Raw genomic sequence first — 19,322 nt, 5'->3', positions numbered from 1 at the left:
ACGGCCACACCGGCGAGGACGTGCGGCAGGTCGGCGGTTTCGGCCGACCTCGGGCGTAGTACCGGCTACGGCTTGACCGAGCGGTAATAGCGCGCCGCGCCCTGGTGGAGGGCGAGCGGATCGGTGAAGACGGCGGTCCGCAGGTCCACCTTCTGTGCGGCGTGCACCTTCGCCCCGATGCGGTCCCGGTTCTCTATCACCGTGCGGGTGACGCCCTCCGCCAGATCGGGGTCCACCCGGTCCGTGGTGACCAGAAGGTTCGGTACGGCGATCGTCTTGACCGGCTCCGGCCTGCGTATCTCCTCGTAGGCGTCGGCGGGCACGGTGGCCGCCCGGTAGTAGCGCGTCACCCCGCCCTGCCGGTGCAGCGGGCCGGTGAGGTCGCCGAGCTGGACGAGCCGGATCGGGTAGGCGTGGGCCAGGGTGCGCACCGCGGTGGTCGGCAGTCCGCCCGACCAGAAGAAGGCGTCGAGCTTGCCCTGCCGCAGCAGCCTCGGCATGGCGTCGATGCCGACCCGCTCGGCCCGGATGTCCCGGTTGAAGTCGAGCCCGGCGGCCTTGATCAGCGCCCGGGTGATCAGCTGCACGCCCGAGCCGTCGTCGCCCACGCCCACCCGCAAATTCTTCAGGTCGCGGGCCGATCGCACGGAGGAGCCCCTCGGCACGACCAGCTGCATGTAGTCGTCGTACAGCCGGGCGCAGGCCCGCAGCCGCCCCGCGCCCTCGCCCTGGTAGGCGGCGACGGCGTCGGTGGCGGCGATGGCGAAGGTGGCCTTGCCCCGGGCCAGCCGTTGGACGTTGTCCGGGGATCCCCTGGTCTGTTCCAGCCGCACATCGACATCCGGGAGGTCCCGGGCGAGGTCCCGTTCGAGCATCCGGCCATAGGTGTCGTAAACCCCGGTGGAGACCCCGGTCGCGAAGGTCGCCCGGCCGCTGGGCGAGGGGCCGCCGCCCACGGTCAGCAGCCACCACAGCAGCAGCCCCAGGGCGACGAGGCCCGCGGCGGCGGACTGCAGGGCACGGCGCCGGTCCAGGCGCGGAAGGGTGACGGCCATGGCGAGGATCCTGCCAGCCCCGCTCCCGGGAGGGGAGGGGCGAGCCGCGGATCCCGCCGGGCACCCGGTCACGTGCCGGACCGCAGGGCCCTGGACAGCCCCAGGGCGGCGGTCCGGACGGCCGGGGCCAGCTGCGCGGGCCGGAAGCGGCCGCGGGGTACGGCCACCGACAGCGCCGCCACCGCCGTCGGTCCGTCGAAGACGGGAGCGGCGATGCAGCTGACCCCCGAAGCCGCCTCTTCCTCCTCATAGGCCAGACCCGCGACCTGAGCCTGCTCGATGGCCGTGCGCAGCCGGTCCGGGTCGACGATCGAATGGGGGGTGAGACGGGGCAGGGACGCGGCCAGGACCTCCTCGACCAGCTCGGAGCCCGAGAACGCCAGAAGCGCCTTACCGACGCCCGTGCAGGTCAGGGGCAGCCGACCGCCGATGCGGGACGGCAGCCGAAGGGCGTCGTGGCCGTGGATGCGCTCGACATAGACCACCTCGCGGCCCTCGCGCACCCCGAGGTGCACGGTCTCGTGAGTGGCCTCGAAGAGGTCCTGCAGAAACGGCAGCGCGGCCTCCCGCAGATCGCGTCGGCGCGGGACGAGCGAGCCCAGCTCGAACAGGGCGCCACCGAGCCGGTAGGTCTCGGCGTCCCGTTCGAGCAGGCCGAGACGGACCAGATCGGCGCAGAGCCGGAACACGGTGGTCTTGGCCAGCCCCGTACGTGCGGACAGTTCTGTGAGACGGAACGCGCCGCCGTCGGGCCGGAAGCAGTCGAGGACCGCCACTGCCTTGTCGAGCATATTGCCCTGGGAACTGTTCCGTGTCATGGAACGTAGTGTGCCGAGGGGCGCCCGGACCACCGCCAGGCAGGGGGGCTTCTATGAGCGCCTACCCTTGATGCGTGACCATCAGCAGCGACCGGAGCCCGGCAGTGGACGTTCAAGCACCCAAGAGCTACGAGATCCGCACCTACGGGTGCCAGATGAATGTCCACGACTCCGAGCGGCTCTCGGGCCTGCTGGAGGAGGCGGGCTTCGTCCGCGCTCCCGAGGGCACCGGCGAGGGCGAAGCCGACATCGTCGTCTTCAATACCTGCGCGGTGCGGGAGAACGCCGACAACCGCCTCTACGGCAACCTCGGCCGGCTCGCACCGATGAAGGCGCGGCGGCCGGGCATGCAGATCGCCGTCGGCGGCTGTCTGGCCCAGAAGGACCGCGACACCATCGTCAAGAAGGCCCCCTGGGTCGATGTGGTCTTCGGCACCCACAACATCGGCAGTCTGCCGGTGCTGCTGGAGCGCGCCCGCGTCCAGGAGGAGGCCCAGGTCGAGATCGCCGAGTCCCTGGAAGCCTTCCCCTCAACCCTTCCGACGCGGCGCGAGTCCGCGTACGCCGCATGGGTCTCGATCTCGGTGGGCTGCAACAACACCTGCACCTTCTGCATCGTCCCGGCGCTGCGCGGCAAGGAGAAGGACCGCCGCCCCGGCGACATCCTCGCCGAAGTGGAGACCCTGGTCGCCGAGGGCGTCACCGAGATCACCCTGCTCGGCCAGAACGTGAACGCGTACGGCTCCGACATCGGCGACCGCGAGGCGTTCAGCAAGCTGCTGCGCGCCTGCGGGAAGGTCGAGGGCCTGGAGCGGGTCCGGTTCACCTCGCCGCATCCGCGCGACTTCACCGACGACGTGATCTCCGCCATGGCGGAGACGGAGAACGTGATGCCGCAGCTGCACATGCCGCTGCAGTCCGGCTCGGACACCGTGCTCAAGGCGATGCGCCGCTCGTACCGGCAGGAGCGCTACCTCGGCATCATCGAGAAGGTGCGCGCCGCGATGCCGGACGCCGCCATCTCGACCGACATCATCGTCGGCTTCCCCGGTGAGACGGAGGAGGACTTCGAGCAGACGCTGCACGTGGTGCGCGAGGCGCGCTTCGCGCAGGCGTTCACCTTCCAGTACTCCAAGCGACCCGGGACGCCCGCCGCCGAGATGGACGGCCAGGTGCCCAAGGCGGTCGTCCAGGAGCGCTATGAGCGGCTGGTCGCCCTCCAGGAGGAGATCTCCTGGGAGGAGAACAAGAAGCAGGTCGGCCGCACGCTGGAGGTGCTGGTCGCCGAGGGCGAAGGCCGTAAGGACGACGCCACGCGGCGGCTGTCCGGCCGCGCCGCCGACAACCGCCTGGTGCACTTCGCGCGCCCCGAGGAGCCGGTGCGCCCCGGCGACGTCGTCACCGTCGACATCACCTACGCCGCCCCGCACCATCTGCTCGCCGAGGGCCCGGCCCGCGGCGTGCGGCGCACCCGCGCCGGAGACGCCTGGGAGCGGCGGAACGCACCCGGGGAGAAGAAGCCCGCGGGCGTGATGCTGGGCCTGCCGACGGTGGGCGCCCCGCCGTCGCTGCCGGCCGCGCCCGCCGCGGGCTGCGGCTGCGACTGAGCGCCCGGCTAGGCTGACGATCATGCTGATCGCCGCCGCCGTCTGCCCGTGTCCGCCACTGCTGGTGCCCGAGGTCGCCGCCGGAGCCGCTCCCGAGCTGGACGGGCTGCGCGCGGCATGCGCCGAGGCCGTCCGCGCCCTCGCGGCGGCGCGTCCGGAGCGCCTGATCGTGGTGGGACCCGCCGAGCGTGATGGGCGCGGACCGCATGCGCAGGGCGCGGCCGGATCGTTCCGCGGCTTCGGTGTCGAGGTGGATGTACGGCTGGCCGCGCCGGCGGGGGACGGGGCGGCCGGCGGCGACGATGCCGCGGGGCAGGACCCCTCGCCCTCGCTGCCGCCGTCGCTGCCACTGTCGCTGGCGGTCGCCGCCTGGTTGCTGGAGCACGCGGGGTGGGACCCGGCGGTGCCCGTCGAGGGGCTGGGTGTGGGGGAACCTCTCGCGGCCGAGCGGTGTATTGAAGTTGGAAGGGAGCTCGCCGGGCGGGCGGAGCGGATGGCGTTGCTGGTGATGGGCGACGGCACCGCATGCCGCACGCTGAAGGCGCCGGGCTATCTCGACGAACGGGCGGCCCCGTTCGACGCCGAGGTGGCGCGGGCGCTGGCGGCCGCCGACACCGGGGCGCTGGCCGCGCTCGACGAGGAGTTGGCGTACGAACTCAAGGCGGCGGGCCGCGCGCCGCTGCAGGTGCTCGCGGGGGCGGCCGAGGGGGCGCCCCTGAAGGGGGAGTTGCGGTATGACGAAGCGCCGTACGGCGTGGGGTATTTCGTGGCGAGCTGGTCGTCCTAGCCCGCTCGCGGCCGTGGAGCATCCGCTCCACGGCCGCGTACCGGCGGGGCCGGCCGGTCTGGGCCCGGCGTCGCCCGCCCCCGACTTGGGCGCCGTCCTGGCCTGGCCGGCCTTATTCGTCGCGCTTGCGCTTGGGCTTGTCCTCTTCCATGTGCGAAAGGCGGTTGAGAGCGCCCTTCGCCTTGCCCCTGCCAGTCTCGATCTTGGCGCTGTACTTGCCCTTGGTCCTGGTGTCGACCGTCTTGGCCGCCTTCTCCAGGCCGCGCTCGATCCTGGCCTCGTGCTGCTGCGCAAGGCTGCCGGCCTTGCCCTTCATCTGACCGGCCTTGGCCTTGAGATTGTCCATCAGGCCCATGTGCCACCTACCCTCGTCGGCTGCCTATGTGCGGGCGCTCTCACCGGTCTCGCCGACGGCCGCCTCGGCCGCGGACTGCTGACTGGGGATCCCGGCGCCTTCACCCGCCGGGCTCTCCTTCCCGCTCCGCGCGGTTTCAGCCCCGTCGCCGGTCCCGGACGCGGCCTCCGCCGTCATGGCGTCGGCCGTGACCTGGGGGTCCTGTGCGGACGGTGCCTTCTCGGACGAGCGGCTCGCCTCCTTCGGCACATGACGATCGCGACGAAACCTGGAAAATACGCCCATACCTACTCCATACCTTACTCGTGCGGGCGAAATCCCGTCCCGCTCGGAGCGTTCCCTCGCGCCGCGCGCGGAGGCCGATGAGCCGAACGGGCCCCTGGAACCACGGCAAGCGGGCAACGAACCCTTCGGTGTCCCGTCACGTCGCTCATTCGAGGAGGCCCCCGGCGTTTGCGAGACTGGCCCGGTGAATACTGCAGGCCATCCGCCGCGAGTCATCGCCGTCGTCGGCCCCACCGCGGCCGGAAAGTCCGATCTGGGCGTCGCGCTCGCCAGACATCTCGACGGCGAGATCGTCAACGCCGACTCCATGCAGCTGTACCGGGGCATGGACATCGGCACCGCCAAGCTGACGGAGGACGAGCGACAGGGGGTGCCACACCGGCTGCTGGACATCTGGGACGTCACCCAGACCGCGAGCGTCGCCGAGTACCAGCGGCTGGCCCGGGCCGAGATGGACCGCCTGCTCGACGAGGGCCGCACCCCCATCCTGGTCGGCGGATCCGGCCTCTACATCCGCGGGGCCATCGACGCGCTGGAGTTCCCGGGCACCGACCCCGCGGTCCGGGCCCGGCTCGAGGCCGAGCTGGAGGAGCGGGGCTCCGGGGTCCTGCACGCCCGGCTCGCCGCCGCCGACCCCGAGGCGGCGCGCGCCATCCTGCCCAGCAACGGCCGCAGGGTGGTCCGGGCGCTGGAGGTCATCGAGATCACCGGCCGCCCCTTCACCGCCAATCTGCCCGGACACGAGGCGGTCTACGACACGCTCCAGATCGGCGTCGACGTCGAGCGGCCCGAGCTGGACGAACGGATCGCCCTGCGGGTGGACCGGATGTGGGACGCCGGGCTGGTCGAGGAGGTCCGTCTGCTGGAGGCCGCCGGGCTGCGCTCCGGCCGCACCGCCTCCCGCGCCCTCGGCTATCAGCAAGTGCTCGCCGCGCTTGCGGAGGAGTGCACCGAGGAGGAGGCGAGGGCCGAAACCGTGCGCGCCACCAAGCGGTTCGCGCGCCGCCAGGATTCCTGGTTCCGCCGCGATCCCCGCGTCCACTGGCTCAGCGGAGCCGCCGACCGCAGAGGGGAACTCCTGGCGAGCGCGCTCGCGTTGGTTGAACGGGCGGTCACAGCCTGATCACGTCATGGCATCGGGACGCTCAGCTCGTCATTCGGGCCCCGGCGGGCATGCCATCATCAAGCTCCGATCGTGCCGTGGTGTCTGGAGTTGGGAGGGCGTGTGGCGATGGAGGCCGGCCCTCGCGACGCATCGCAGCAATCGCCAGACGGAGACGCGGGGTCGCTGACCCCCGACGGCCCCGATGAGGCCGGAGGAGCGCTCCACGACACCGGCGCACCGGTCCTCGAGGACGGCTCCGAGGACCCGGACGGCGCGGGAGCCGTCTCCGGGGAGTCCTTCCGGGAGCTGCGCCCACCGCGCCGGCTGCGGATCTGGCAGATCGCGCCGATCGTCGGCCTCGCCATCCTCGGCTCGCTGATGTTCGCCTTCCCGCTCGCCTTCGAGTTCGGCGACGGAGGGGCGGTCGTGGCCATGCTCGGCCTGCTGCTGAGCTGCTGCGCGGCGGGCTGGGGCCTGATGGCCGCCCGCCGGGTGGGCTACACCTGGCCGGGCCTTCCTCCCAGAGGCTCCGGACGCCGCCCGGACTGGCGCTTCGTCGTCCTCTACGTGGCGATCGTGGCCCTGCTGGCGGCCCTCACTTTCTGGCGGGTGGCCCGCCTCCGCTAGGCCCCCTCCGGCGCATCCTCGCGGCCTCACGGCGCCCACGGTGCCCGACACGGATCCTCGCGGCCCACGGCGCCCGTCTCGGCGCCTCGTGGTGGTGCGCTCGTCGCGGCTCTGCGGCCCGCCCGGCGCGGACGGGCCGGGCACGGCGGGACGGCGCACGCGGTCCCCCGTAGGATCGAGGGATGAGCACCGCACCACGGCTGTCCTTCCTCAAGGGTCACGGCACCGAGAACGACTTCGTCATCGTCCCCGACCTGGACGGCAGCCTGGAGCTGTCCGCGGCGGCCGTCGCCCGGATCTGCGACCGGCGCGCCGGTATCGGCGGTGACGGGCTGATCCGCGTCGTGCGGTCCTCGGCCCACCCCGAGGCGCGGGCCATGGCCGATCAGGCCGAGTGGTTCATGGACTACCGCAACAGCGACGGCAGCATCGCCGAGATGTGCGGCAACGGGGTCCGCGTCTTCGCCCGGTATCTGCAGCGGGCCGGTCTCGCCGAGGCGGGCGATCTCGCGGTCGCCACCCGGGCCGGGGTGCGCCGGGTCCACATCGCCAAGGACGCCGGTGACGCCGCGCGGCCGGGCGACGCCACGGCCGGGGCCGACGGCCCGATCACCGTGGTGATGGGCGAGGCCACGCTGCCCGGGCCCGGCCCCGAGGCGGAGATCACGGTCACGGTGGGTGAGCGCAGCTGGCCCGCGCGCAATGTGAACATGGGCAACCCGCACGCGGTCGCCTTCGTCGACGATCTCGCCCAGGCCGGTGATCTGCTCGCGGCCCCCGCCGTGCGCCCCGCCTCCGCGTACCCCCACGGCACCAATGTCGAGTTCGTCGTCGACCGCGGCCCGCGTCATGTCGCGATGCGCGTGCACGAGCGCGGCTCCGGTGAGACCCGCTCCTGCGGCACCGGCGCCTGCGCCGTGATGGTGGCCGCGGCGCGCCGTGACGGGGCCGACCCGGCGGTCACAGGCCACCCCGTCACCTACACCGTGGACGTCCCCGGAGGGCGCCTTGTGATCAGTGAACGGCCGGACGGTACGGTGGAGATGACCGGCCCTGCCGTGATCGTGGCCGAGGGGGAACTGGATCCCGTTTGGCTGGGCACGGACCTCGGCTGACAGTTCCCTCGAATGGGTGATCCGTTTCACTCTGGGCGAGAGCCGGTCGGCCGTGCGTGATGGGCTCGATAGCATCAAGCACCGGCCCCGGGGGAGTACCCACGCCGGTTGACGCTCGACGCCGCCGGAGGTTGCCCATGAGCGCAGAGGCCACCGACCAGGCCCCGTTCGGCCGCAGGCGCGGCCTCCCCCGCATCGACCTGCGCAATCTCCGCAGGTTCAGCCGGGCGGCCCTGCTGGGACCGGCCTCCCGCGGCCGGCTGCCGGACGCGATCGAGCATGTGGCCAAGGTCCATCGCGCACACCATCCCGGAGCCGATCTGGACGTACTCCGCAAGGCGTATGTCCTGGCCGAGTCCTCCCACCGCGGCCAGATGCGCAAGAGCGGTGAGCCGTACATCACCCATCCGCTGGCCGTCACGCTGATCCTCGCCGAACTGGGCGCCGAGACCACCACGTTGACCGCCTCGCTGCTCCACGACACCGTCGAGGACACCGAGGTGACCCTCGATCAGGTGGGGGAGGAGTTCGGCGAGGAGGTCCGCTATCTCGTCGACGGCGTCACCAAGTTGGAGAAGGTCGACTACGGCGCGGCGGCCGAGCCCGAGACCTTCCGCAAGATGCTCGTCGCCACGGGCAACGACGTCCGGGTGATGTCGATCAAACTGGCCGACCGGCTGCACAACATGCGCACCCTCGGCGTGATGCGCCCCGAGAAACAGGTGCGCATCGCCAAGGTCACCCGCGATGTGCTGATCCCGCTCGCCGAGCGGCTCGGGGTGCAGGCGCTCAAGACCGAGCTGGAGGACCTGGTCTTCGCCATCCTCCACCCCGAGGAGTACGCGCACACCCGCGAGCTCCTCCAGGCCCACGCCGGGCGCCCCGACCCGCTGGCCCGCGCCGCCGAGGACGTCCGGGGCGTGCTGCACGAGGCGGGCATCACCGCCGAAGTCCTGGTCCGGCCACGGCACTTCGTCTCCGTCCACCGGGTCGGGATCAAGCGCGGCGAGCTGACCGGCACCGATCTCGGCCGCCTCCTCGTCCTCGTCTCCGACGACGCGGACTGCTACGCGGTCCTGGGCGAACTGCACACCTGCTTCACCCCGGTGATCTCGGAGTTCAAGGACTTCATCGCGGTCCCCAAGTTCAACCTCTACCAGTCGCTGCACACGGCCGTGGCCGGGCACGACGGCGAGGTCACCGAGGTCCTCATCCGCACCCACCAGATGCACCGGGTCGCGGAGGCCGGAGTGATCGCCCTCGGCAATCCGTACACCCCGACGGAGGGCGCCGACGCTCCCGAGGGCGAGCGGGCCGACCCGACCCGACCCGGCTGGCTGTCCCGGCTGCTCGACTGGCAGAGCGCCACCCCGGACCCCGACCTCTTCTGGACCTCGCTCCGCGACGACCTCGCCCAGGACCGGGAGATCACGGTCTTCCGCTCCGACGGCGGAACGCTCGGCCTGCCCGCGGGCGCCAGCTGTGTGGACGCCGCGTACGCCCTGTACGGCGAGGACGCCCACTCCTGTATCGGCGCCCGGGTCAACGGCCGGATCGCGACCCTGAGCACGGTGCTGCGCGACGGCGACACCCTGCAGCTGCTGATGGCCGGCGACAGCCGGGACGCCGCCTCACACGGCCCCTCGCCGGAGTGGCTCGACCACGCCCGCACCCCGGCCGCCCGCATCGCCATCAACCGCTGGCTGGCCGCCCACCCGGCGCCGCAGCCCGCGCAGCACGAGTCCCCGGAGCCGGAGGCGGACTCCGCCTCCGCCCTCTCCGGCCAGGACGCGCAGGGCTCGCAGGGCGGCGAGACCGCCATCCCCGCGGCCGGGACGGTCCGCCCCGCGGCGGGCATCGTCGTCGACCGGCCCGGCGCGACCGTACGGCTCGCCCGCTGCTGCACCCCCGTGCCGCCCGACGCGGTCACCGGCTTCGCGGTCCGCGGCGGGGCCGTCACCGTGCACCGCGAGCGGTGCCCCGGGGTGGCGCGGATGATCGCGGCCGGGCGCACGGCCGTCGGGGTGCGCTGGGCGGACGAGGACGACGGGGACGGGGGCGGCGACTATCGCGTGACCCTCTTCGCGGAGGCGTTCAGCAGACCGCATCTGCTCGCGGATCTCACCGAGGCCATCGCCGCCGAGGGCGCGGAGGTGGTCGCGGCCGCCGTCGAACCACCCCGTGAGCAGCGGGTCCGGCACACCTACACGCTCCAGCTGCCCGACGCGGGCAGGCTGCCGACGCTGATGCGGGCCATGCGGAACGTCCCCGGGGTCTACGACGTGACACGCGAGGGCCGCAGCATGGCCGCGGCGCGCTCCTGAGCGCCGTCGGGCCGTCTGAACTCCTTCGGGTGGATCAAAGCCGGGAGCGACTGCGCCGGGGTCGGGGCGCTGGTAGCCGTAGGGCATGACGTTTTCTTCGGGGCGCCGCCCCTGGCCGCCGCGCACCGGACGCCGCAGGACCGCGCTGGTGGCCGCGGCCATGGCCGCCGTCTTCCTCGCGGTCGGGCCCTCCTCCGCCGCGGGGCCGGTATCGTCCACGCACCCCGGGCCGCTGGGCATCGGCGACCCCCTCTTCCCGGAGCTCGGCAACCCCGGGTACGACGTCACGGCGTACGACATCGCGTTCGACTACCGCCGCCAGGACCGGCCGCTCGACGCCGTCACCACCATCGACGCCCACACCACCGCCCCCCTGCGCACCGTCAACCTCGACTTCGCCCAGGGCGTCGTGGACTCGGTGCGGGTCGACGGAGCGCGGGCCCGGTTCGTGACGGCTGGTGAGGACCTGGTGGTCACGCCGTCCGCCCCGCTCCGTAAGGGCGCCGCCTTCCGGGTCACCGTCCACCACACCAGCGATCCGCGGGGCGACACCAGCGGCGGCTGGGTCCGCACCGGCGACGGGCTGGTCATGGCCAACCAGGCCAACGCCGCCCACCGGGTCTTCCCCTGCAACGACCACCCCGCCGACAAGGCCCGCTTCACCTTCCGGATCACCGCTCCGAAGAGCCTTACGGTCGTCGCGGGCGGTCTTCCCGGACTGCGCGTCCGCAAGGGATCGCGGACCATCTGGACGTACCACCTCGCCCATCCCATGGCCACCGAGCTGGCGCAGATCTCCATCGGCCGCTCCGCCGTGCCGCGCCGCACCGGGCCCCATGGGCTGCCGGTGCGCGACGTCGTACCCGCGGCGGACCGCGCACGGCTGGAGAAATGGCTCGCGCGCACTCCCGGACAGCTGGCCTGGATGGAGAAGAAGGCCGGGCGCTACCCCTTCGAGAACTACGGCGTCCTGATCGCCCACGCCACCACCGGCTTCGAGCTGGAGACCCAGACGCTCTCCCTCTTCGAGCGCGATCTGTTCACCAGCGAGGAGCTGCCGCGGTGGTACATCGAATCGATCATGGTGCACGAGCTGGCGCACCAGTGGTTCGGCGACAGCGTCAGCCCGCGCCGCTGGTCCGATCTCTGGCTCAACGAGGGCCACGCCACCTGGTACGAGGCGCTGTACGCCGATGAGCGCGGTAAGGCGAGCCTGGAGCGGCGGATGCGCAAGGCGTACGAGCAGTCCGACGCCTGGCGGGCCGAGGGCGGGCCGCCCGCGGCCCCCAAACCGGCCGACTCCGGTCAGCAGATCGGCATCTTCCGCCCGGTCGTCTACGACGGCAGCGCGCTGGTGCTGTACGCACTGCGGCAGCGGATCGGCCGGGCCGCCTTCGACCGGCTGGAGCGGGAATGGGTGCTCCGCCACCGCGACGGAGTGGCCTCGACCGCCGACTTCATCCGGCTGGCCTCCCAGGTGGCGGGGCGTGACCTGAGCGGATTCCTCCGTCCCTGGCTGTACGGCGAGAAGACGCCGCCGATGCCGGGACACGCCGACTGGCGGCCGACGGCGAAGGAGAGCACGAAGGGCGCTGCCCTGCCGGGCGCCCGGGCGGGGCGGCACGCGGTGCGTTACGCGGTGCCATGGGCCGTGAAACCAGGGTGACGGCCCGGCCGCCGCGTGCGACCATCAAGGGGTCGGCGTCGCGGCCGGCCCCGGCGGGGAATCCCGCGGGCCCGCCACGCGTTGTCGACAGTGACGGTATTCCACGACGTAAGGATTCCTTTGACCCACTCCTCTTCCCTTCCGCAGGACCGGCAGCGACCCGCCGAGAGCCTTCGGGCCGACGCCCTGATGGAAGAGGACGTCGCCTGGAGTCACGAGATCGACGAGGAGCGTGACGGCGACCAGTACGACCGCTCCGACCGTGCCGCGCTGCGGCGCGTGGTGGGCCTGTCCACCGAGCTCGAGGACATCACCGAGGTCGAGTACCGGCAGCTGCGCCTGGAGCGCGTGGTGCTGGTCGGCGTATGGACCTCCGGCACGGCGCAGGACGCGGAGAACTCCCTGGCGGAGCTGGCCGCGCTCGCCGAGACCGCCGGCGCCCTGGTGCTCGACGGCGTGATCCAGCGGCGCAACAAGCCGGACCCCGCCACCTACATCGGCTCCGGCAAGGCCGAGGAACTGCGCGACATCGTGGTCGAGTCCGGTGCCGACACCGTGGTCTGCGACGGTGAGCTGAGCCCCGGCCAGCTGATCCACCTCGAGGACGTCGTCAAGGTCAAGGTGGTCGACCGGACCGCCCTGATCCTCGACATCTTCGCCCAGCACGCCAAGTCCCGAGAGGGCAAGGCGCAGGTCTCCCTCGCCCAGATGCAGTACATGCTGCCGCGGCTGCGAGGCTGGGGTCAGTCGCTGTCCCGGCAGATGGGTGGCGGTGGCTCCGGATCCTCGGGCGGCGGTATGGCCACCCGTGGTCCCGGTGAGACCAAGATCGAGACGGACCGGCGCCGCATCCGCGAGAAGATGGCGAAGATGCGCCGCGAGATCGCCGAGATGAAGACCGGCCGCGACATCAAGCGGCAGGAGCGCCGGCGCCACAAGGTCCCCTCCGTCGCCATCGCCGGATACACCAACGCGGGCAAGTCCTCGCTGCTCAACCGGCTCACCGGCGCGGGCGTCCTGGTGGAGAACGCACTGTTCGCCACCCTCGACCCGACCGTGCGCCGGGCCGAGACCCCCAGCGGGCGGCTCTACACACTGGCGGACACCGTCGGGTTCGTCCGGCACCTGCCGCACCACCTGGTGGAGGCGTTCCGCTCCACGATGGAGGAGGTCGGCGACGCCGATCTGATCGTCCATGTGGTGGACGGCTCGCATCCGGCGCCGGAGGAGCAGCTGGCCGCCGTGCGCGAGGTGATCCGCGATGTGGGCGCGGTCGACGTGCCCGAGATCGTCGTGATCAACAAGGCGGATCTGGCCGATCCGCTGGTGGTGCAGCGGCTGCTGCGCCTGGAGCGGCGCGCCATGGCGGTGTCGGCCCGCAGCGGGCAGGGCATCGACGAGCTGCTCGCGGTGATCGACGAGGAGCTGCCCCGGCCCCAGGTCGAGATCGAGGTCCTGCTGCCGTACACCGACGGCAAGCTGGTCGCGCGCACCCATGCCGAGGGTGAGGTTCTCTCCGAGGAGCACACCCCCGAGGGCACGCTGCTCAAGGCGCGGGTGCACGAGGAGCTCGCGGCGGAGCTGCGGCGTTTCGTACCGGCCGCGGCCGCCGGACAGCACTAGCCACGACCGGCACACACGGCGAAGGCACGACAGGCATACGACGCAGGGCCCGCCCCCGGACTTCCGGGGGCGGGCCCTGCGTCGTGTGGTGCCGGACGGCTACCGGCTCAGCCGGTCACTGGCTCGCGAACTTCTTGCTGACCGCGTTGTAGACGCCCTTCGCCTCGGGGCCCAGGTGCGGGCCCGCCAGCCAGGTCGCGTTGGACGGGCCGATCGAGGTGTTGGACACCAGCGAGGGCTTGCCGTCCGAGCCCTCGGCGACCCAGCCACCGCCGGAGGAACCCGCGGTCATGGTGCAGCCGATGCGGTACATCGTGGGCTGCTTGGCGTCCAGGGAGAGCCGGCCCGGCTTGTCCGCGCACTGGTTCATCTTCTGGCCGTCGAACGGCGGGGCGGCCGGGTAGCCAGTGGCCGTGATCTCGTCGATGGACTTCACCGCCGGGGCGTTGAAGTCGACCGGCAGCGCGCCGCCCACCATCTCCTCGAGCGACTTGCCGCCGCTGACCTCCGGCTTCACATGCATCACCGCGAAGTCGTACGGAGCACCCTTGCCGCCCACCGCCGCGCCCCGGTCGATCCACTGCGAGGAGGTCTGCGCCCAGTCGGCCCACCAGACGCCCTTGGGAGCCAGCTCCTCCTTGGTGGCGTTCTCCAGCTCCGCCTGCGACTTGCCCGCGTCGTTGTAGGAGGGGACGAACATCAGGTTCTTGTACCAGCCGCCGCCCTTGCCCGCGTGGACGCAGTGGCCCGCGGTCCACACCAGGTTGGACTTGCCGGGGTGCGCCGGGTCCTCGACCACGGTCGCGGAGCAGACCATCGAACCCTCGGGGCCGTCGAAGAACACCTTGCCCGCGTAGGGGACCTTGGAGCTGTACGGGCTGGTGACCTCCTTGGCCGGGACAGGCTGCGGATCGGGGTCGGTCACACCCTGGTCGTCCGCGATGTCGCTGTCGTCGACCGGCTTGTCGGGCTCCTGCGCGTCGCGCATCCGGTCCGGCTTCCACAGCCCCTTGATGATCGGGTTGATGAAGTCACCGGCCTCGCGGAGCCAGTCGTCCCGGTCCCACTTGTTCCAGGCACCGTTCTTCCACTGGTCCAGATCGATGCCGAGGTTCTTCAACTTGTCGTTGAGGTTGTCGGGCAGCTTGATGTCGTCCACGCCCTGTTCCGACGCGGTCGGCCGGGCGTCGGTGTTGTCGTCCGAGGAATCGCACGCGGTGGCGGTGAGCGCCAGAACCGAGGCTATGGCGGCCACGGCCAGTGCGGGTCGGCGTGAGGATGGCATGGGCGGAACTCCCCCTGAGGTACTGATCTGCTCTACGGCCTATGTGGAATTGTCATGCACCGCCCCGGCAATGGGGTGGAATCCCACTATGCCGGTGCCGCCTACGACGGCTGCGAGCGGGTCCTTGGTTCCCGGCCGTAAGGATCTTCGCCCCCGGCCGCAAGGATCTTGGCCCCCCGGCCGCAAGGATCTTCGCCAAGCCCGTGATCCAGAGCCCCACGCGTCGTTGGTACGTACGGGGGACAGCCGGAGGGTGTTCAGCAGCAGGAGGACCGAGACTCGTGGCCGTGACCCAGCTCCCGCCGATGGCCCTGTCCGCCGTCTCCGACGACGGCGGCGCCACCCAGGGGATTCTGCGGCGCCAGGCGCTGCGTGAGTCGGCTGCCCGCACCTATGCCCGGGCGCTGCCCATCGTCCCCGTGCGCGCCCGGGGAATGACGATCGAAGGGGCCGACGGCCGCCGCTATCTCGACTGCCTCTCCGGGGCCGGGGCGCTGGCCCTGGGGCACAACCACCCGGTGGTGCTGGAAGCGATCCGGGCCGTTCTGGACTCGGAAGCGCCGCTGCAGGTCCTGGACTTGGCCACCCCGGTCAAGGACGCCTTCACGGACGAGCTGTTCGCCACCCTGCCGCCCGGACTCGCCGCCGGCGCGCGGGTGCAGTTCTGCGGACCGGCGGGCACGGACGCGGTCGAGGCCGCTCTCAAGCTGGTGCGGATCGCCACGGGGCGCGACGGCCTGCTCGCCTTCACCGGGGCCTATCACGGCATGACGGCCGGTGCGCTGGCCGCCTCCGGCGGCGCCCCCGCGGCTAGTGTGACCCGGCTGCCCTTTCCGTATGACTACCGCTGCCCGTTCGGGGCCGGCGGGGAGCGCGGTGCCGAACTCTCCGCGCGCTGGGCCGAGAACCTGCTCGACGACCCGAAGGGCGGGGTGCCCGACCCGGCCGGGATGATCCTCGAACCCGTGCAGGGCGAGGGCGGCGTGATCCCGGCACCGGACGGCTGGCTGCTCCGGATGCGCGAGATCACCGCGGCCCGCTCCATCCCGCTCATCGCGGACGAGGTACAGACCGGCGTCGGGCGCACCGGGGCCTTCTGGGCGGTCGACCACAGCGGAGTGGTGCCCGATGTGATGGTGCTGTCGAAGGCCATCGGCGGGGGCCTGCCGTTGGCCGTCGTCGTCTACCGGGAGGAGCTGGACGCCTGGCCCCCCGGCGCCCACGCGGGCACCTTCCGCGGCAACCAGCTGGCGATGGCCGCGGGCACGGCCACCCTCGCGTATGTCCGGGAGAACCACCTCGCCCAGCGGGCGGCGGTCGTCGGCCGGCGAATGCTGGAGCGGCTGCGCCGATTTGCCGCCGGACGCCCGCAGATCGGCGAGGTACGCGGCCGCGGCCTCATGATCGGCCTGGAACTGGTCGCCCCGGAGGCTGGACCCACCGCGAAGGCGGGAGGCATCGCCGAGACGGGGGCCGTGACGGAAGCCAGAACCATGGCGGAGGCCGGGACCATGGCGGAGGCCGGGCAGGCCGGATCTCCAGCTCGGGTCGGGCCCGCAGCGCGAGTTGGGCCCGTCGCCGACGCCGACTGGGAGGGGACCTCGGGCGGCACAACCCCGTACGGAGCATCCCGGAGGGCGGTGGCTCCGGGCGAAGTGCCCCCGTGTGAAGGGGCCTGGCTGACGGGCGCCGAGGGCGAGGGCACGCGCGGAGCCCTGAGCGGGGATGCGCGCCAAGTCCTGGGCGGGGGAGTGTCGTACGCCGGTGTCACGCGTACGACGGCTCCGTCGGCCGATCCCGCGCTCGCGGCGGCGGTACAGCAGGAGTGCCTACGGCGCGGGCTCATCGTCGAACTCGGCGGACGCCACGACGCGGTGATCCGCCTCCTCCCTCCGCTCACCATCACCGACGAGCAGACAGAGGCCGTTCTGGACCGGCTCGCCGACGCCCTGGACGCGGCGATCCGCACCTCCGGAACCCGCTCCCGCTCCGGTGAAGTCCCGCCCGCCGCCGACCCATTCGCCCCACCGTTCACCGGAAACCGCCACTGACGTGCCCCGCACCGTACGACCGCACCGCCATCGCACCACCGAAGGAGGCAGGCGCCGGGCCCAGGACGTGAACGCCGTGATGCCCGCGCCGCACCCATCATGCCGCACACCCCCGGGGGAGCCCCCGTGTCTCCCCGACCGCAGCCCGTGCCCGGCGCCCTGACCGACTCCAGCGACTCCGCCCACCCCGGCCCCCCGCCGCTGCCCCTCCCGCATCCGCCTCACACAGCGCCTCCCCCGGCCGGGACGACCAGACCACCCGCTCCGCCCGCCCCACCCGCGGCGGTCTCGACGGTCAGGGCACCGTCCACCGCCATGACGGCCGCCGGAGACCAGGCGGAGCCCCCAGCACCGCCGCCACCCCCAGCACCGTCACCACCGCTCGCTGCGGTACCGCTCCCCCTGGCGGCAGTACCAGCACCCTCGGCGGCAGCGCCACCCCCGGCGGCGGAGCCATCACCCCCGATGGCAGGGCCACTTCCCCCGGCGGCGGTGCCGCCATCACAGGCGCCGCAGCTGCCACCCCTCGCCCCGGTGCTGCCACCCCTCGCGGAGGAGCCGCCACCCCTCGCGGAGGAGCCACTGCCCCTGGCGGTGGCGCCCGCCAGGGCTCCGCTCGTCGGCGGGACGGAAGCGAGCGCGGGAGCGAGAGCACCCCAGCCCTCCGTCCCAGGGCCCGCGGAGGAGCTGCCCATGCCGCAACTGCCCGCCCAGGGGCCGCCCTTCCCCTCGACGGTCGTTCCCCGGCAGGACCGCGACAGCCATGACGCGCCCGCCGACCGTGCCCCTGTGCTCGGTGTGGATCCGCTCGACGACCCCGACCCGCAGATCGCGGCCGACGGCGCGGGAGTCGAGAACCTGCTGCGCTGCTGGGTACGCGAGAGCGGCCTCGCGCGCCCCGACGGGGACACCCTGCGCATCCCCCTCGCTGCCAGCGGAACCGTCCTCCTCGTCCCCGTGCGCTATTGGTCCCCCACCGGCTTGCACCGCTTCGGCCCGCCGCTGCTGGAACACGGCCCCCATGACGCGCCCGCCGTCGGGGCGGTCACCCTCGCGGCCCTGCTCACCCGCGAGGCGGCGTACAGCGCACGGCGGGACGACCCCGACGCGGACGCCACCGAACTCGTCGGCCGTGTCGCGGACTCCGTGCGACGCACCGCCCTCTTCCTCGCCCACCGCCGGGCGGCGCCCGGCGATCCCGGCACGAGCACCCCGTTTCTCAATGCGGAACAGTCCCTCCTCTTCGGTCACCCCCTGCATCCCACGCCGAAGAGCCGCGAGGGGCTCTCCGACAGCGAATCCACCGTCTGCTCACCGGAATCGCGTGGCTCCTTCCCTCTTCACTGGATCGCGGTCGCCCGGTCCGTGCTGGCCTGCGAGTCGGCCTGGACGGAGCGCGGCCGGACCGTGCCCGCCGAGCGGCTCGCCCTCTCCCTGGCGGGCAACGGCCTCCAACTGCCCGACGGGACCGTGCCCTTGCCGCTGCATCCCTGGCAGGCCCGCGAGATCCGGCACCGTCCGGACGCCGCCGCGCTTTTCGACTCCGGCCTGTTGCACGACCTCGGGCCGTCCGGCGGACACTGGCACCCCACCTCCTCGGTCCGCACCGTCTACCGGCCCGGCGCTCCTGCCATGCTGAAACTCTCCCTCGCTCTGCGGATCACCAACTCCCGTCGTGAGAACCTCCGTAAGGAACTCCGCCGCGGTGTCGAGGTGCACCGGCTGCTCCGCAGCGGACTGGCCGAGCAGTGGCGGGCGGCCTTCCCCGGATTCCCGGGCTTCGACATCGTCCGGGACCCGGCCTGGCTCGCCGTCGACGGACCGGATGGCGAACCCGTGACCGGCCTCGACGTCGTCATCCGGCACAACCCGTTCGGTCCCGGCGACGACGCCGTCTGCGTCGCCGGACTCCTCGCGCTGCGCCCCTGGCGCGGACAGCCGGTGATGCGTTCCCGGCTGGCCCACCTCGTCGCCCGGCTCGCCGCTCGCACCGGCCGTTCCACCGCGGCCGTCGGCGCGGAGTGGTTCCTGCGCTATCTGCACACGGTCGTACGCCCCGTGCTCTGGCTGGACGGAGAAGCCGGCATCGCGCTCGAGGCGCATCAGCAGAACACCCTGGTGCTGCTGGATCCCGACGGCTGGCCGATCGGCGGCCGCTACCGGGACAACCAGGGCTACTACTTCCGCGCGTCCCGGCACGCCGAACTCCAGCACCGGCTGCCCGGTATCGGCGGCCGCAGCGACACCTTCGTCCCCGATGAGGTCACCGACGAGCGGTTCGCCTACTACCTGGGTGTCAACAACGTCCTCGGAATGATCGGCGCCTTCGGGTCCCAGCGACTCGTCGACGAGCGCGTCCTGCTGGCCGCGTTCCGCCGCTTTCTCACCGAGGCCGCGTCCGGCCCCGGCAGAACCCGCTCACCGCTTCCCGCCCGGCTCCTGGAGACGCCCACCCTGCGCTGCAAGGCCAATCTGCTCACGCGGCTGCGCGGCCTGGACGAACTCGTGGGACCGGTGGACACCCAGTCCGTCTATGTGACCATCGCCAACCCCCTCATCACGTCCGTCTCTCCTTCCGGCATGCCAGCTGTCACCCCCATGGCCTGACTCCGCGACCCG

General features: G+C 72.5%; 15 protein-coding genes. 10 read left to right on the top strand and 5 right to left on the bottom strand.

Going from position 1 to position 19,322, the window contains the following annotated elements; translation table 11 throughout:
* Nucleotides 1-65: 65 nt before the first annotated feature.
* Entirely contained in the window at nt 66-1,055 is a 990-nt protein-coding gene (locus J8403_RS13095; RefSeq protein WP_211123356.1) for a TAXI family TRAP transporter solute-binding subunit, read from the bottom strand.
* A gap of 68 nt (nt 1,056-1,123) precedes the next feature.
* Nucleotides 1,124-1,846: an IclR family transcriptional regulator gene (locus tag J8403_RS13090; RefSeq protein WP_211128224.1), complete on the bottom strand. Its 723-nt coding sequence runs from the start codon at nt 1,844-1,846 to the stop codon at nt 1,124-1,126.
* Between the two features lie 182 nt (nt 1,847-2,028).
* Between J8403_RS13090 and miaB the strand changes: the two genes are divergently transcribed.
* Both miaB and J8403_RS13080 read left to right on the top strand, forming a co-directional pair.
* Nucleotides 2,029-3,480: a tRNA (N6-isopentenyl adenosine(37)-C2)-methylthiotransferase MiaB gene (gene miaB, locus J8403_RS13085; protein WP_059146766.1), complete on the top strand. Its 1,452-nt coding sequence runs from the start codon at nt 2,029-2,031 to the stop codon at nt 3,478-3,480.
* Between the two features lie 22 nt (nt 3,481-3,502).
* Nucleotides 3,503-4,267, top strand: coding sequence for a class III extradiol dioxygenase subunit B-like domain-containing protein (locus J8403_RS13080; protein ID WP_211123354.1), 765 nt, complete (start codon nt 3,503-3,505; stop codon nt 4,265-4,267).
* A gap of 112 nt (nt 4,268-4,379) precedes the next feature.
* Here J8403_RS13080 and J8403_RS13075 read toward each other — a convergent pair whose 3' ends face one another.
* The gene (locus J8403_RS13075; protein ID WP_093465147.1) at nt 4,380-4,622 is read right to left on the bottom strand and encodes an antitoxin; all 243 of its coding nucleotides are present in this window, start codon (nt 4,620-4,622) and stop codon (nt 4,380-4,382) included.
* Between the two features lie 24 nt (nt 4,623-4,646).
* Nucleotides 4,647-4,871 (bottom strand): hypothetical protein, encoded by a 225-nt coding sequence (locus tag J8403_RS13070; protein ID WP_211123353.1) that lies wholly within the window; start codon nt 4,869-4,871, stop codon nt 4,647-4,649.
* Nucleotides 4,872-5,091: 220 nt separating this feature from the next.
* Between J8403_RS13070 and miaA the strand changes: the two genes are divergently transcribed.
* From miaA to hflX, 6 genes are all read left to right on the top strand, one after another.
* Nucleotides 5,092-6,030, top strand: coding sequence for a tRNA (adenosine(37)-N6)-dimethylallyltransferase MiaA (gene miaA, locus J8403_RS13065; protein ID WP_211123352.1), 939 nt, complete (start codon nt 5,092-5,094; stop codon nt 6,028-6,030).
* 108 nt (nt 6,031-6,138) lie between these two features.
* Nucleotides 6,139-6,639, top strand: a complete 501-nt coding sequence (locus tag J8403_RS13060; protein WP_211123351.1) for a hypothetical protein — start codon at nt 6,139-6,141, stop codon at nt 6,637-6,639.
* A gap of 182 nt (nt 6,640-6,821) precedes the next feature.
* A complete protein-coding gene (gene dapF, locus J8403_RS13055; protein WP_211123350.1) occupies nt 6,822-7,754 on the top strand; it encodes a diaminopimelate epimerase in 933 nt (310 codons plus the stop codon).
* 137 nt (nt 7,755-7,891) lie between these two features.
* Nucleotides 7,892-10,078 carry a RelA/SpoT family protein gene (locus tag J8403_RS13050; RefSeq protein WP_211123349.1) on the top strand — a complete coding sequence of 729 codons (2,187 nt, stop codon included), beginning with the start codon at nt 7,892-7,894 and terminating at the stop codon, nt 10,076-10,078.
* Between the two features lie 85 nt (nt 10,079-10,163).
* The gene (locus J8403_RS13045; protein ID WP_246585827.1) at nt 10,164-11,744 is read left to right on the top strand and encodes a M1 family metallopeptidase; all 1,581 of its coding nucleotides are present in this window, start codon (nt 10,164-10,166) and stop codon (nt 11,742-11,744) included.
* Between the two features lie 120 nt (nt 11,745-11,864).
* On the top strand, nt 11,865-13,367 hold the full coding sequence (gene hflX, locus J8403_RS13040) for a GTPase HflX (RefSeq protein ID WP_211123348.1): 1,503 nt from the start codon (nt 11,865-11,867) through the stop codon (nt 13,365-13,367).
* A 115-nt stretch (nt 13,368-13,482) separates the two neighbouring features.
* On the opposite strand, the gene J8403_RS13035 is transcribed toward hflX, so the two are convergent.
* The gene (locus tag J8403_RS13035; protein ID WP_211123347.1) at nt 13,483-14,652 is read right to left on the bottom strand and encodes a trypsin-like serine peptidase; all 1,170 of its coding nucleotides are present in this window, start codon (nt 14,650-14,652) and stop codon (nt 13,483-13,485) included.
* Between the two features lie 305 nt (nt 14,653-14,957).
* Here J8403_RS13035 and J8403_RS13030 point away from each other — a divergent pair, with 305 nt between their 5' ends.
* On the top strand, nt 14,958-16,703 hold the full coding sequence (locus J8403_RS13030) for a diaminobutyrate--2-oxoglutarate transaminase family protein (RefSeq protein WP_211128222.1): 1,746 nt from the start codon (nt 14,958-14,960) through the stop codon (nt 16,701-16,703).
* A gap of 693 nt (nt 16,704-17,396) precedes the next feature.
* Nucleotides 17,397-19,310: an IucA/IucC family protein gene (locus J8403_RS13025; RefSeq protein ID WP_211123346.1), complete on the top strand. Its 1,914-nt coding sequence runs from the start codon at nt 17,397-17,399 to the stop codon at nt 19,308-19,310.
* The last annotated feature ends 12 nt before the right edge of the window (nt 19,311-19,322 follow it).

Source organism: Streptomyces yatensis, assembly GCF_018069625.1.
GTDB classification, from domain to species: Bacteria; Actinomycetota; Actinomycetes; order Streptomycetales; family Streptomycetaceae; genus Streptomyces; species Streptomyces yatensis.
The sequence above is the reverse complement of the archived record's forward strand: the minus strand, read 5'-3'. Positions and strand labels throughout refer to the sequence as shown.